The 14,027-nt window shown below is 63.2% G+C and carries 15 protein-coding genes; 6 read left to right on the top strand and 9 right to left on the bottom strand.

Features of this window, described 5'->3' with window-relative positions; translation table 11 throughout:
* Positions 1 to 115 precede the first annotated feature (115 nt).
* Complete coding sequence (locus tag NKI54_RS31020; RefSeq protein ID WP_352637858.1) at positions 116 to 487, bottom strand: endonuclease domain-containing protein; 372 nt, start codon at positions 485 to 487, stop codon at positions 116 to 118.
* Positions 488 to 743: 256 nt separating this feature from the next.
* Complete coding sequence (locus NKI54_RS31015; protein WP_023674757.1) at positions 744 to 1,763, bottom strand: glycoside hydrolase family 25 protein; 1,020 nt, start codon at positions 1,761 to 1,763, stop codon at positions 744 to 746.
* Positions 1,764 to 2,014: 251 nt separating this feature from the next.
* Between NKI54_RS31015 and NKI54_RS31010 the strand changes: the two genes are divergently transcribed.
* Positions 2,015 to 2,929 carry a hypothetical protein gene (locus NKI54_RS31010; RefSeq protein ID WP_352637857.1) on the top strand — a complete coding sequence of 305 codons (915 nt, stop codon included), beginning with the start codon at positions 2,015 to 2,017 and terminating at the stop codon, positions 2,927 to 2,929.
* Between the two features lie 13 nt (positions 2,930 to 2,942).
* Here NKI54_RS31010 and NKI54_RS31005 read toward each other — a convergent pair whose 3' ends face one another.
* The 5 genes from NKI54_RS31005 to NKI54_RS30985 form a co-directional block, all read right to left on the bottom strand.
* On the bottom strand, positions 2,943 to 3,155 hold the full coding sequence (locus NKI54_RS31005) for a hypothetical protein (RefSeq protein ID WP_023674755.1): 213 nt from the start codon (positions 3,153 to 3,155) through the stop codon (positions 2,943 to 2,945).
* 119 nt (positions 3,156 to 3,274) lie between these two features.
* Positions 3,275 to 3,673, bottom strand: a complete 399-nt coding sequence (locus NKI54_RS31000) for a GFA family protein (RefSeq protein WP_023674754.1) — start codon at positions 3,671 to 3,673, stop codon at positions 3,275 to 3,277.
* A gap of 196 nt (positions 3,674 to 3,869) precedes the next feature.
* Entirely contained in the window at positions 3,870 to 4,826 is a 957-nt protein-coding gene (locus NKI54_RS30995) for an alpha/beta fold hydrolase (protein ID WP_023674753.1), read from the bottom strand.
* Between the two features lie 22 nt (positions 4,827 to 4,848).
* Positions 4,849 to 5,334 carry an SRPBCC family protein gene (locus NKI54_RS30990; RefSeq protein ID WP_352693432.1) on the bottom strand — a complete coding sequence of 162 codons (486 nt, stop codon included), beginning with the start codon at positions 5,332 to 5,334 and terminating at the stop codon, positions 4,849 to 4,851.
* A gap of 121 nt (positions 5,335 to 5,455) precedes the next feature.
* Positions 5,456 to 5,704, bottom strand: a complete 249-nt coding sequence (locus NKI54_RS30985) for a ParB N-terminal domain-containing protein (protein WP_023674751.1) — start codon at positions 5,702 to 5,704, stop codon at positions 5,456 to 5,458.
* 156 nt (positions 5,705 to 5,860) lie between these two features.
* Between NKI54_RS30985 and NKI54_RS30980 the strand changes: the two genes are divergently transcribed.
* From NKI54_RS30980 to NKI54_RS30960, 5 genes are all read left to right on the top strand, one after another.
* Entirely contained in the window at positions 5,861 to 7,501 is a 1,641-nt protein-coding gene (locus NKI54_RS30980) for a N,N-dimethylformamidase beta subunit family domain-containing protein (protein ID WP_352637854.1), read from the top strand.
* Position 7,502: 1 nt separating this feature from the next.
* Positions 7,503 to 8,870: an aminotransferase family protein gene (locus NKI54_RS30975; RefSeq protein WP_352637852.1), complete on the top strand. Its 1,368-nt coding sequence runs from the start codon at positions 7,503 to 7,505 to the stop codon at positions 8,868 to 8,870.
* Between the two features lie 7 nt (positions 8,871 to 8,877).
* On the top strand, positions 8,878 to 9,807 hold the full coding sequence (gene kce / locus NKI54_RS30970; protein ID WP_352457763.1) for a 3,5-dioxohexanoate:acetyl-CoA acetone transferase: 930 nt from the start codon (positions 8,878 to 8,880) through the stop codon (positions 9,805 to 9,807).
* A 238-nt stretch (positions 9,808 to 10,045) separates the two neighbouring features.
* On the top strand, positions 10,046 to 10,555 hold the full coding sequence (locus tag NKI54_RS30965; RefSeq protein ID WP_352637851.1) for a GNAT family N-acetyltransferase: 510 nt from the start codon (positions 10,046 to 10,048) through the stop codon (positions 10,553 to 10,555).
* On the top strand, positions 10,552 to 11,583 hold the full coding sequence (locus NKI54_RS30960) for a histone deacetylase family protein (RefSeq protein WP_352623622.1): 1,032 nt from the start codon (positions 10,552 to 10,554) through the stop codon (positions 11,581 to 11,583). Before NKI54_RS30965 ends, NKI54_RS30960 begins: the two co-directional genes overlap by 4 nt.
* Positions 11,584 to 11,601: 18 nt before the next feature.
* Here the strand turns inward: NKI54_RS30960 and NKI54_RS30955 are convergent, their stop codons facing one another.
* The gene (locus NKI54_RS30955; RefSeq protein WP_352637850.1) at positions 11,602 to 12,867 is read right to left on the bottom strand and encodes a cysteine desulfurase-like protein; all 1,266 of its coding nucleotides are present in this window, start codon (positions 12,865 to 12,867) and stop codon (positions 11,602 to 11,604) included.
* Between the two features lie 48 nt (positions 12,868 to 12,915).
* Positions 12,916 to 13,983, bottom strand: a complete 1,068-nt coding sequence (locus NKI54_RS30950; RefSeq protein WP_352637848.1) for an aldo/keto reductase — start codon at positions 13,981 to 13,983, stop codon at positions 12,916 to 12,918.
* Positions 13,984 to 14,027: the final 44 nt, after the last annotated feature.

The following is a 14,027-nucleotide window of genomic DNA, read 5'->3' as shown; positions in this document are numbered from 1 at the left end:
CATGATTCCAACCCCGCAAGCCAAACCTGCTACCCAACCAAAACTCCCTTGACACCTCTCCGAAGCAGATGTGTGCGCACGCTAGCCCACAAGGGGAGAAGGGAAGAGCGCGCGATTACCGCCAAGGCTGCAAACTGTCATCGCGGACGTAAGCGATGATGGTGTCGCAGACTGCGTTCAGATCCCGCAGCACGTCGTCATTCCAGAAACGCAGTACACGAAAGCCCCTCGCCTTAAGTTCGGCGTCCCGCTCCCGGTCATAGTTCGAATCCGCATGCTGGCTGCCGTCGATCTCGATGATCAGTCTGGCCTCGGCGCAAATGAAATCGGCGATGAACTTGCCGACCGGAACCTGGCGCCGAAATTTGATGCGATCGAGCCTACGTCCGCGCAGTTCGTGCCACAGGCGGTCCCCCGCTTCCGTCGGCTCGCGTCGCATTGAGCGGGCGAAGCGACGTTTGGTGGGCGCAACGGGCTGATGCGGCATGGGGCGACGTTATCCAATCCTGGGGACGACCTCCAAGGAATCCTCAGATAAGGGCCGACGTTCGAGACCAACCAAAGGGGATGGCGCGGCGCCTCCCCTTCTCCCCTTGTGGGAGAAGGTGGCCTCGCGAAGCGAGGTCGGATGAGGGGTGCTCCAGCTTGGCACCGGCGGCGCTCCGTCCAACACCCCTCAACAGTCTCGGCGCTCCGCGCCGAGCCACCTTCTCCCACATGGGGAGAAGGAAGAAGCTGCCGCGCTACTCCGCCTCGGCCACCATCTGCCGGCCGCCCACCCAGTCGCGCCAGGCCCTCTCATCGCCGTGGAAGACGTTGAGGTCTATGCGGCCTCTTACGCCGTGCGACAGGCCGGAGCCGGAATATTGCCAGAACAGCCATTTGCGGTCGGGATAGACCTTTGACGGGTGCGCCGCCACGGCGCGCAGCCAGAACGGATAATCGAGGAAGGCGCCCCTGAGATTGTCACGGTAGAAGTCGGGCGCGGTGTAGATGATCGGCCGCTGGCCGTAGTGGCGCTCGAGCTTGTCCATGAACACCTGCATCTTTTCCAGCACCTTTTGCCGCGATGGGCGGCGCTTGCAGCTGGAGTCGCCGTTCCACTCGACGTCGATCACCGGCGGCAGCGCACCCTCGACCCGCGGCACGTTGCGGATGAACCAATCGGCCTGCTCGCCGGCGGTGCGGCACCAATAGAAGAAGTGATAGGCGCCGCGCTTGAGGCCGGCGGCGTCGGCACTGCGCCAGTTTCTGGTGAACATCGGGTCGAGATGGTCGCCCCCGTCGGTGGCCTTGATGTAGGCGAAATTGGCGCCCTGGGCACGCAGCTTTCCCCAGTTCACATTGCCCTGCCAGCGCGAAACGTCGACGCCGTGGACGGCGAGACGCCTCGGCGAGGATGCCTTGCCGAAATTGATCGGCTTGGCATCGCGAAAACCATAGCGCGTGACCGGTTCGGCAAGCATTGCTGGTGCCGCGCGTGTCAGCCGCTTCGGCGGCGACATCAGCGCGATCACCTCGGCCGGCGGTTCGACGTCCTGATCGGGTACGTCCATCGCGACCGGCTGTTCGTCCTGCTCCTGTTCGGCAAAAGCGGGCGCAGCATCGATTTTCGCCGCAGAGGCGATCGGCGCGGGCGGTCGCACAACCGAGCTGGTGGTCTCGCTGGACGGCACTTGCAGTGCATCGACGCCGGAGGTCGACGTGCAGCCGGCAAGGCACAGCGCTGCGATCGAAAAGATGACGACGCCTGATAACCGCATCTGGACCTGTACGCAAAACACAACAGACCGAAGGCAGGACAACGCCGCCGGACAAACCAAGCTGGATTCCTAACAAGAAACTACCAACAAAGTTTGAATCGAATTGTTAGGGCTTTGCGGCGGGACGTTGGCCGGGCGGAGGTGCGCTGTCCCTCCAATGTTCGGCCACGTCGCTGCCTCGGCTTGACAACGCACGGCATGAGATTAGTCTCCACTAATCTTACGGTGTAAGGCACCACGTGGAGGACGTCATGCAGCCCGCCGCCCTGTCAGAATTGCAGCCCGTAGTCCCGCCGGAGCCATGCTCGCCCGCCATCGGGGTCGACGAGATACCTCGCAACCTCAGCCGCGCCATCGAACGCGCCGAGGTCAATGCGTGGCTCGATCTCTATCGCGCCGCCCCGGCAGACTTTGCCGCAAAGCAAGGCCTTGCCATCGCCGAAGATGGCGATCTCGTCTGGACCACCTGCACGACGATCCCGTTCATCCATTTCAACTGTGTCAAAAATTTCGGCGTCGAGAGCGCGGCCACCGAGAGCCGGCTCGACGCACTTCTGGCGCATTATCGCGACGCCGGCATTCTGCGGCCCTGGTTCTACACCAATCCACACACCGAGCCCGCGACGCTCAGCTGCTGGCTCGAGGCGCGCGGCCTGCAACGTCAGGGCGGCTGGGAACGCATCTTTCGCGACGCGACGCCATTGCCCGCTGAGCCGCTTTTCCCGACGGAGGATGTCTCGGTCGAGCGGGTGACGCCGGCAACGGCAAGGGAATGGGCTGGGTTCATCGACAGCCAATATCGGTTGCCGACCTCACCGTGGTTGCTGGCGCTGGCCGGCCGGCGCGGCTGGCATCATTACATGCTGCGGCGGGAAGACGCGGTGGCGGCGGTGCGCTCGATGTTCATCGGCGCCGACGGCATGGCCTGGAGCGGCATCGACGCGCCGGTGCCCGGCATCATGGCGCCGAGCTTCGACCTCGATGCAATGCTCGGCGAAGCGATGGTGCGCGACGGACTTGCGGCCGGTGCAAAACTGTTCGTGGCCGATATCGAGGCGCCGCGAGCCGAACGTGAGGGGCCAGCCTACCGCAACTATGCACGCCTCGGCTTCAAGCTTGCCTATTTCCGCAGCCATTACAGCTATTTGCCGGCAAATTCCGGCTGACCGCTTCAAGACCCTAGCTGCACAACCACAGCTTGTGACAGGTCGTGGCCATGAGGTGGGCCGGCGGTACAAAGCGATCGTTGACCGGCGCATCATCGTCTACCCGGCGGACCTTTTCTTCGAGCAACGTGCGAAGTTGTGCCGGTTGCACGCGGTCGCGCTCCATTACCAGCTTGATCATCGGATCGCTCAAGAGTTCATCCAGGGTGTTGATGCTGTCGTTCATCCGTCGCCTCCTCGACTGCCTGCCCGCATGCCAATAGATAGGCAGCAATGATGGCCCGCCAATGACGCTTTGCCGGCTATCTCGTGTCGCTTTGGATTAAATTTTGTCCAGATTTCACCTCAAGCCGGAGGTGGCGCGCCTTCATATTGCGGCAGGCCGTCATCGATCTGCACCCAGGGCTGCTTCGAGGCGGTCCAGATATGCATCTCAGGCCTGAACACCGAGGGATCATCGAGGGAGCCGGTGGTGATGCCGATGATGCCGGCGGAATCGCGTCGGGAAAACATCGTCGTGCCGCAGCGGGGACAAAAGCCGCGCTTGAGATCGGGCGAGGAATTCACCGTCGCCAGCGGTCCGTCGACCGTCACATCGTCGATGCGGAACAGCACGCGCGCGTTAAAGGCGGCACCCAGCGCCTTCTGGCACAACCGGCAATGGCAGACGCGCTCATTGATCGGTGCCGCCTCGGCGCGGTAGCGCACCGCGCCGCACAAACACCCGCCCTGATATCTTGCCATCACCCGCGTCCCTGCCCTGTGAGGATAGGCGGCATACCTATCGATAGGCGTGGCAGCGTCAATTGAAAAGCTTTGATGGCGCCATCTATAGCTGTGATGCGGCCGATCCACGATTGGCCGATGCGCCGGGCCAAGGCCCCATGGGCGAAATGCCGGCCATCTCGCGGAAGACGGCCGGCAGACAATTGACTGGGCGTCAGTTCGTTTCGTTGACGACCTCGTCCCAGGTCTTGACCTTGGTCTGGCCATTGAGGAACGGCAGCGCGGCAGCTGTCAGTTCCGGCGCGAAGAACACGTCGTAGTGGGTGCGGTTCGGCAGGATCGCCAGGCGGTTCTGCGACAGGTTCTCGCGCATCCAGCCGGCGTCCTTCAACCCGCCGCCGAGCATCTGATAGAACTTGATCTCGTGCTCGGGCCGGTACATATCGCTGTCGCCGAACACCAGCATCACCGGCATTTTCAGCTTCGGCACGTCGGCCGAATAGTCGTAGTCCTTGCGCATATAGGCGCCGAGCTGGTCGAGCAGTTTCGGAAAATCCTCCGGATGCGGCGCAACCGCGACGTAGGACTTGTACATCGGCGTGTCCTTCATCATGTCGGCCATCGCCGCGCCGACTTGTGCCTGCTGGCCACGCATTTCGGCGTAGAAGCCGTCCGCGGCGTAGCCGGTCGAGACCAGCACCAGGCGGCGCACCGCTTCAGGCTGCTGGACGGCCATGCGGAAGGCGACGCCGCCACCCAGCGAATAACCCATCACGTCGACCTTGTCGTAGCCGAGTGCCTTGACGATTGCCGCCATGTCGTCGCCCATCGCCTCCAGGCTGAGCGGCCGGTCGCCGAGCGCGGTGCGGCCATGGCCCTGCAGGTCGACCCCGATGACGGTGCGGTTCTCGGTAAGCTTCGGCAGGATCGGCGCGAACATGTCGGTCGTGCCGAGACCGCCATGCAGCAGAAGCAGCGGCTCGCCCTTGCCATAGACGGCGTAATAATAGTTCAGGCCGTTGATCGGCAGCAGGCCGGATTTTTCCGGCGTCGGCAGTGTTGCGGTTGCGGTCGTCATGGCGGGCTTGGCCTCCTCTGCGTTGATGGTGCCCGGCGCGGCAAATAGCGCGGCGGCCGAGGCGAAAATGGCGAAAAATACCGATCTGGACATCAGTCTCCCTCTCTCGTTTGCATCAAAGTCGGTTTGCGACCTCCTCAAGCTGTTCGGCGCACTGGCCCCAGCCCTCGTGAAAACCCATTTTCTCGTGCTGTTCGCGGTCGGCGACCGACCAATGCGCGACGCGGGCAATGTAGCGGGTCTTGCCCTCGCCCTCGTCCTCGAAGGTCAGCACGACCGTCATGAACGGCTTTTCGGACGGCTCCCACGCCTTCGTATAGGCATCGGTGAAGACGAGCTTTTTGCCCGGTACGACTTCGAGGAAGATGCCTGGATTCGGGAACTCCTTGCCGTCGGGATCGGCCATGACGACAAGGGTGGAGCCACCGGTCCGCACATCCATTTCGGCGCGCGGCGTCATCCACGGCTTCGGCGAGAACCATTGCGTCAACAGCTTTGGCTCGGTCCAGCAGCGATAGACGTTCTCGTGCGGCGCATCGATGATGCGGGCGAGAACCAGCTCGCGATCGGAGTTGGGGGCGATGTCGAGCTTGGTGGTCATGATGTTTCCTCACATGTCGGTTTTGGCTTCCGTGTCTAGGACGAACCGACAAGACGCAAGCCGACACGGTCCGCGAAAAAATCCGCGGGACAGGAGATTCGAACGACGGAAATAAGTGGCTTCAGTGGCGCTTGGCTTGCACCAGATAGGCGTCGATCTCGGTCTCGCCGAGCCACTTGGCCGCTTCCAGCCGATGCAACCCTTCGACCAGGATATGGCGCTTGCCGTCATGGCGCACTTGGATCGGCATCTTCATGCCGTTTTCCAGAATGTCCTCGGCCAGATGGCGGACGGTCTCGGGATGCAACGTCTTCTTGCGCGCCGTCGGCACGTAGATATCGTTGACCCTGACCTTTTGCACTCTCAGCATATCGGCTCCCGTGGCGGACAACGCCGCCCTTTGTGAGATAGTCTGTTTGTCAGGCAAGGCCAAGGGAGCAGCCCGGCAATGGCTGGCCCGATCGTTTCCAATTGACGCTTGGCCGGCGGATGGCCGAAATGGCGGCCTTCGACCTTAGCGGTGTCCATGAACCATCCGCCGACCGAGTTTCCCGATTTCGGACTGACGCCGGAGCAGCGACGCCAGGCGGTGCGCAGCCATTACTGGGAATGGCCCGGTATGGATGGCAGGCGCGGCGAAATCTGGTGCTACAGCGACCGTTTTTCCTATCGCCCCGGCGAGATGGTGGCGCTGCATGTCAGTTCGACGGCCGCCGGTTTCGGCATCGCAATCATCCGCGACGGCGGCGCGGAAACGACAATGTTCGAAAGGACCGGGATTGCGGCGCGCTGGCAAGATACGCCGGATCAATGTTCGGTCGAAGGCTGCGGCTGGCAAGCGTCGTTCGAGTTTCGCATCGGCGACGACTGGCCATCCGGCGCCTATCGCGTCACGCTTGAAGCGGACGGTCGCGACGGCAAGCCGATCCGCTGTCATCACCTTTTCATCGTCTCGCCGCAGCCCGGCAAGAAACCCGGCCGCGTGCTGCAGGTGGCTGCCACCAGCACCTGGCTCGCCTACAATACATGGGGCGGTTCCAACCATTACGAAGGCATCACCGGGCCAGGCCGGGACCAATATGCACGAATGGTGTCGACCCAACGGCCGTGGTGCCGCGGCTTCGTCGTGCTGCCCAGGGACGCGCCGCGCGTGCCGCTCGAAGTCGCCGTGCCGCCGAAAACCGTGCCGCGCTATCCGCATATGGAATGGGCCTTTGCTACCGGCCATTCGAAGAAATACGCCTCGTCCGGCTGGGCAAGCTACGACAGCCATTTCTTCCGCTTCGCCGAGCGTGCCGGCTACGCCGTCGATCTCGCCAGCCAGCACGATCTGCATTTTTCGCCCGACATTCTCGACGGCTATGACTGCGTCGTCTTGGTCGGCCACGACGAATATTGGACCTGGGAAATGCGCGATGCGGTCGACACCTATGTCGAGCGCGGCGGTCATGCGGCGCGCTTTGCCGGCAATTTCATGTGGCAGACCAGGCTGGAGGACGAAGGCCGCCGGCAGGTCTGTTACAAATACCGCGCTCGCGCCGAGGACCCGGCCTATCGCGGCGGCGATATAAGGCGCGCCACCAATTCCTGGGAAGCGCCGGAAATCGGCCGGCCGGGTGCGGCGACCTTCGGCCTCAACGCGACAAGAGGCGTCTATGCCGGCTGGGGCGGCTGCGCGCCGCGCGGCGTACGCGGCTTTCCGGTCTACCGGCCGGAGCATTGGGCGTTTGCCGGCACCGGCATCTACTATGGCGATCTGCTCGGCGCCGACAGCCATGTCTATGGCTACGAGGTCGACGGGCTCGATTTCGAGATCCGCGGCGGCCTGCCCTACCCCAAGCCCGACAGCGGTGCACCGGACGGGCTGCAAGTGCTGGCCGTCGGCATGGCGAGCCAGGTCGAGGAAAGCGCCGACATTGCGTTCGACGACCAGTTTCTCGGCGACGAGGACGGACGCTTCACCGCCGAGGCGCTGTTCGGCGAGGCAAGCGATGCCAACCTCGACAAGGTCAAACGCGGCAACGGCATGATCGTCAATTTCCCGCGCGGCAAAGGCGAGGTGTTTCACGCCGGAAGCTGCGAATGGGTTGCTGGCCTGCTAAGGCAGGATGCGATGGTCGAGCGCGTCACCAGAAATGTCCTCGACCGCTATCTTGGAAAGCCATGACATGTTGAAGTCTCCTGCCCCGGAAACTCGCGAAGCCTCGCATCTGTTTTATCTATCCAGCCTGCGCCGGCCGCTGATCGACCGCGCCGAAGGCATCTACATGTGGACGCAGGATGGCCGCCGCTTCATCGACGGATCGAGCGGTCCGATGGTTGCCAATATCGGCCACTCCAATCGCAACGTGCTCGACGCGATGAAAAGGCAGATGGACCGCGCCACCTTCGCCTACCGCCTGCATTTCGAGAACGAACCGGCCGAGGAGCTCGCGCGGCAGCTGGCCGCCAAACTCCCTGAAGGCATGGACCGCATCTTCTTTGTCTCCGGCGGCTCGGAAGCGATCGAATCCTGCATCAAGCTGGCGCGGCAATGGGCGGTCGCCACCGGCCAGCCCAGCCGTTGGAAGGTGATCTCGCGCTTTCCCTCCTATCATGGCGGCACGCTCGGCGCGCTCGCCGTTACCGGCGACGATGCGCTGTCCGAAACATTTGTGCCGATGATGCAGATGATGCCGACCGTGCCGGCGCCCATCGCCTGGCGCGACCGCGACAATCTTTCGATGGAACAGCGCGGCATCCGCTACGCCGACATGCTGGAGGAAAAGATCCTCGCCGAGGGACCGCAGAGCGTGCTCGCCTTCATCATGGAGCCAGTCGGCGGCGCTGCCACGGCAGCACTGGTGGCGCCGGACAGCTACTATCCGCGCATCCGCGAGATCTGCGATCGCTACGGCATCTTGCTCATCCATGACGAAGTGATGAGCGGTGCCGGCCGCACCGGAAAATTCCTCGGCGGCGACCACTGGAACTGCAAGCCCGACATTGTCGCGCTGTCGAAGGGGCTGGGCTCTGGCTACGCGCCGCTCGGCGCGCTGGCGGCACCGATGCGGCTGGTGCAGCCTTTGCTCGCATCGGGCGGCTTTCAGCACGGCCATACCTACGCCGGCAACCCGCTCGCCTGCGCCGCCGGGCTCGCCGTACTCGGCGAAATGGACCGCCTCGGCCTGATCGCCAACGCGGCTGACATGGGCGAGCTTTTGATGGACGAGCTGAAGGGATTGGCGAAGCGGTTTCCGTTCATCGCCGACATCCGCGGCAAGGGCCTACTCACCGGTGCCGAAATGGTCGCCGACCCAGAAACGCTCAGGCCGATCGAGCCGGCAAAGAAGGCCACCCAGCATCTGCTCGACCTCGCCTATGAGCGCGGCCTGATCATCTACGGACGCAAGGTCAAGGGCGGTGTCGACGGCGACAATTTCATGGTCGCCCCGCCGATGATCGTCACCGCCGCGCAGATCGGCGAGATCGTATCCATCATCGGCGACTCGCTCGAGGTGCTGGCCAGCGAGCTCGACCTGCCGGTCGAAGGTTGAGGCGACCATGGCACCGCGCAAAGTCATTATCACCTGTGCCGTCACCGGGTCGGTGCACACGCCATCGATGTCGCCACATCTGCCAGTGACGCCGGACCAGATCGCCGCAGACGCGATCGCCGCCGCCGAGGCCGGCGCTTCGATCCTGCATCTTCATGCCCGCGACCCCAAGGATGGGCGGCCGACCGCCGACCCCGAGGTGTTCATGCAGTTCCTGCCGCGCATCAAGCAGGCGACCGATGCGGTGATCAACATCACCACCGGCGGATCGTCGCTGATGACGCTCGACCAGCGGCTGGCCGCGCCGCTCAGGGCCGAGCCGGAAATGTGTTCGCTCAATATGGGTTCGATGAATTTTGCGCTGTTCCCGATGCTCGAGCGGCCGCGAGAATGGCAGCACGAATGGGAGCCGAAGCTGCTCGAGGCTACCCGTGACACGATCTTCAAGAACACCTTTGCCGATATGGAGACGGTGCTGGAAAAGCTTGGGCGCGGCTGTGGCACGCGTTTCGAATTCGAGTGCTACGATGTCGGCCACCTCTATTCGCTTGCGCATTTCCGCGACCGCGGGCTGGTGTCGGGACCATTGTTCATCCAATTCGTGTTCGGCATATTGGGTGGTATCGGCGCCGATCCAGAAAACCTGGTCCACATGAAGCGCATCGCCGACAAACTGTTCGGCGAGAGCTACCGGTTTTCGGTGCTGGCCGCCGGACGCCACCAGATGCCGATGATCTCGATTGCGGCGGCAATGGGCGGCAACGTCCGCGTCGGGCTGGAGGACAGCCTCTACGACGGGCGCCAGCTCGCCAAGTCCAATGCCGACCACGTCCGCCGTATCCGCAGCGTGCTGGAAGGGCTGTCGCTGGACGTCGCGACGCCGGCCGAGGCACGCGCCATGCTGGCGCTCAAGGGCGGCGACCGGGTGGCGTTCTGAGAGGAAGGCAATCTGAAATGTTTGGCTCCCGGCCCACCCCCCTCTGTCCTGCCCTCTTTACCACTACTTGGCATCTCCCCCTCAAGGGGGGAGATTGGCAGCTTCGCCGTCCTGCCCCTTTTTCAGCGTTGGAGATTGGCGAACGCGGAGGTGATCCGATCTCCCCCCTTGAGGGGGAGATGCCAAGTAGTCGTAAAGAGGGCAGGCCAGAGGGGGGTGCCTTGGCATCGTACCTCCAGTGACTGTCGCTTTGCCCGAGATCAACATCCGGCCCGGGACCGTCGAGGACGTCGAAACCATCCACGCCGCACTCCTACGGCTCGGCGCGCATGTCGGCGCACATCAGGAGATCACCTCGACAGCTCAGGATCTCCGCACCTATGGCTTTGGCGAAAAGCCTGCCTTCTCGACCTTGATCGCCGAAGTCGGTGGCGAATTTGCCGGGCTTTGCCTGTATTTTCCGATCTTCTCGACATGGATGGGACGGCCCGGCGTCTATGTGCAGGACCTCTATGTCGAGGACCGTTTTCGTGGCCGCAGGATCGGCGAGCGCCTGCTGCGCCGGGTGGCGGCGCAGTGCCGGAAGGCAGGCGGCGTCTATCTCAGGCTGTCCGTCGACACCGACAACAAGACCGCCAAGGCTTTTTACGAACGGTTAGGCATTGGCTGGTCGAGCTACGAGCAGGTGCAGAAGATCGTCGGCGACGCCTTTTTCGCCTTTGCCGATGCACCGGAGGAGCCAACATGAAAGCCTTCTATGCCGAAGAACAGAAGCGCCACGACCCGAAGGCGTTCCTCTCAAGCGGCGCGCCGCAGCCCAATCCGGAAAAGCCGGAACGGGTCGAGCGATTGTTAGCCGGCACCAAGGCTGCCGGCTGCACGATCGAACGGCCGCGGGATCACGAGCTCGGCCCGATTGCGGCGGTGCATACGCCGGAATATCTCGATTTTCTCCAGCATATCTTCGCGCGCTGGCAGCGCATCGAGGGCGCCTCGGCCGAGGTCATCCCCAATATTCATCCGATCGCGCGGAACGGCTCCTATCCGGCCTCGGCGGTCGGCCAGGCCGGCTACCACATGGCCGACACCGCCTGCCCGATCTCCAGCGAGACGTGGCAGAGCGCGCTTTGGAGCGCCTGGAGCGCGGTTGAAACCGCCGAGGCGGTGATGTCGGGAGCGCCGGCCGCCTATGCGCTGTGCCGGCCGCCCGGCCATCACGCCTTTGCCGATGTCGCCGGCGGCTTCTGCTTCATCAACAATTCGGCGGTCGCTGCACAGGTTCTGCGCAAGCAGGCGGCGCGGGTGGCGATCCTCGATGTCGACCTGCACCACGGCAACGGCACGCAAGGCATCTTCTATGCCCGGCCGGACGTGCTCACCGTGTCGCTGCATGCCGACCCGGTGCGCTTCTACCCGTTTTTCTGGGGCTATGGCGACGAGCGCGGCGAAGGCGCCGGCCTCGGCTACAATCTCAACCTGCCGCTGCCGCGCAAATCCGGCGATGCAGCGTTCCTCGAAGCGCTGGAGGCATCGTTCCAGCGCATCAACGCCTTCTCGCCCGATGCGCTTGTGGTGGCGCTGGGGCTAGATGCCTTCGAAGGCGATCCGTTCGGCGGGCTGTCGGTGAGCACGCCTGGTTTTTCGCGCATTGGCGAGGTGATCGCCGGGCTCGGCCTGCCAACGGTCATCGTCCAGGAAGGCGGCTATCTCTGCGACGAGCTCGGCGACAATCTCACCGCCTTCCTCACCGGTTTTGGCGGCGCCCACAAGCGATGATCCGCCCGCGAGGGCCGCTCAGGATCGTTCCTGCCTCAGCATGGCGACAACGCGGTGCACGCTCTCCAGCGTCTCGTCGATTTCGGCTGAAGTGTTGTAATGAGCGATGCCGATGCGCACCACCCCCTGCTCGGCCGGAATGCCGAGCTGGTGGACGATCTCCCAGGCGTAGTTGTGGCCGGACCACAGGAAGATGTTTTCGGCATTCATCTGCCGCACGATCGTCTCCGGCACGATGCCTTCGACAGTGAACGACACCGTCGGCACACGCTCATTGATCCGCTTCGGATCGGTGATGCCGTGGATGGTCAGGCCGGCAATATCCGACAGACCGTCGATCAGCTGTTGCGCCAGCGGGTTCTCGTAAGCGATTGAAACTTCGAAGGCCTTGGCGATTTTCAGCCGACGCGATCCTTGCGCGCCGGCTGCCGCGCCCAACTCGGCAAAATAATCGACAGCCGCCGACAGGCCGGCCATCAATTCAATTTGCGGCGTGCCGAGCTCGAAGCGCTCCGGCAAGGCATTGGACGAGCAACGGCATTTATACGGCTTAAGCGCATCGATAACGTCCAGCCTGCCCCACAAAATTCCCATATGAGGGCCGAAGAACTTGTAAGCCGAGCAGATCAGGAAATCGCAGCCGAGGTTTTGGACGTCGATCAGGCCATGCGGCGCGAACTGGACGGCATCGACGTAGACCAACGCACCAGCCCGCCTGGCGATGCCGGTCAACGCCTTCACCCGGTTGATCGACCCGGTGAGATTGCTGGCGTAGTTGAGCGCGACGAGCCGCGTCCTCTCGGAAAGCAGCGCGGCGAGCGCCGCCTCCTCGATCTGCCAGCTCTGCTGGTCGAAAGGCAGCCAGCGCACGACAAGGCCAAGGTCTTCGGCCAGTTGCAGCCAGGGTGAGACGTTGCCCTCATGGTCCATGCGGGTGAGGATGATCTCGTCCCCGGGCTTCATCGTGCGGCCGAGCGTTCGCGACATGTGGTAGGTCAATGTCGTCATGTTGGCACCGATGATAATTTCCTGCGGGCTCGCAGCGCCGAGAAAATCCGCCATCGCCAGATGGGCCTCGTCCCCGATGTCTTGTGCTGCAACGGTGGTCTCGAAGAAGCCGCCGAGGTTGGCATTCGTGGTCAGCAAGCAACGCGATACTGCGTCCCCCACCGACTGCGGCACCTGCGTGCCGGCAGGATTGTCGAGATAGATGCGCCGGCGGCCCTTGTCGGTCAGCGACAAGGCCGGAAATTTCGCGCGCACCGCGTCGCTCCGGAAGTCCATGGCTGTTCCCCTCTCCTTATGACGATCGGACAACCGCGTCCCGACGCATCAAGGGCACGGATTGCCGACGCGCTGGTGGATCGCATCAACGGCTTTCTGCATGTCCTCGGTCCAGACCACGTCGGCGGAAGAGAGCGCCATTTCGAGTTGCGAAATGGTGGTGGCGCCGATGATGTTCGAGGTGACCAAGGGCCGGTTCGAGACATAGGCATTGGCAAAAAGCGCCGGCTCCATGCCGAAGGTGCGCGCCAACCGGTTGTATTCGAGCTGCACGTCGGCAGCATTGGGAGTCTCGTAGCGCTGGCCGCGGTTGAACAACTGCGAGCGCGAGCCCTGCGGCCGCGCGCCATGATCGTATTTGCCGGTCAAATAGCCTTGCGCCAGCGGCGAATAGGCAAGCAGCGACACCTGCTCGCGCTCGCAGACTTCGGCAAGGTTCACCTCGAAGGTGCGATTGACGAAATTGTAGGCGTTCTGCAGCGAGGCGACGCGCGGGCCGAGGCCCTTGTCGGCTTCGGCGATGAAACGCATGACTCCCCAGGAATTCTCGTTCGACAGGCCGAAATGGCGGATCTTGCCGGCCTTCACCAGTTCATCGAATACGGCAAGCGTCTCGGCGATCGGCGTCTCGCGTTCCGGCACGCCGGCGGCATCGGAGCGTCGCGGTACGGCGCCGATGCGGTTCGGATTGGCGCCCCACGGCACGTCGCGTTCCGGCCAATGGATCTGATAGAGGTCGATGTAATCGGTGTTGAGCCTGGCGAGTGACTTATCGATAGCGTCGAAGATATCGGCGCGCACCAGCTTAGACGGGCGGTCGCCGCGAAACCAACTGTTGGCGGTGCGACCAACTACCTTCGAGGCGATGATCACCTGGTCGCGATTGCGCTTCTCCTTCATCCAATTGCCGATGATTGTCTCGGTACGGCCTTGTGTCTCCGCCTTGGGCGGGATCGGATAGAGTTCGGCGGTGTCGATGAAATTGACGCCGCGAGCAAACGCCAGATCCATCTGGGCGTGACCGTCCGCCTCGGTGTTCTGCTGGCCCCAGGTCATCGATCCGAGGCAGATTTGCGACACGAAAAGATCGGTCTGGCCGAGACGGCGTTTGTGCATGGAGTTTCTCCGGTGGGAATTTTTGCGCGGCTGCGCGAGGAGGA

Origin of the sequence: Mesorhizobium sp. M0663, from assembly GCF_040320585.1 — a bacterium.
In the GTDB taxonomy this organism is placed as follows: Bacteria; Pseudomonadota; Alphaproteobacteria; order Rhizobiales; family Rhizobiaceae; genus Mesorhizobium.
The sequence above is the reverse complement of the archived record's forward strand: the minus strand, read 5'-3'. Positions and strand labels throughout refer to the sequence as shown.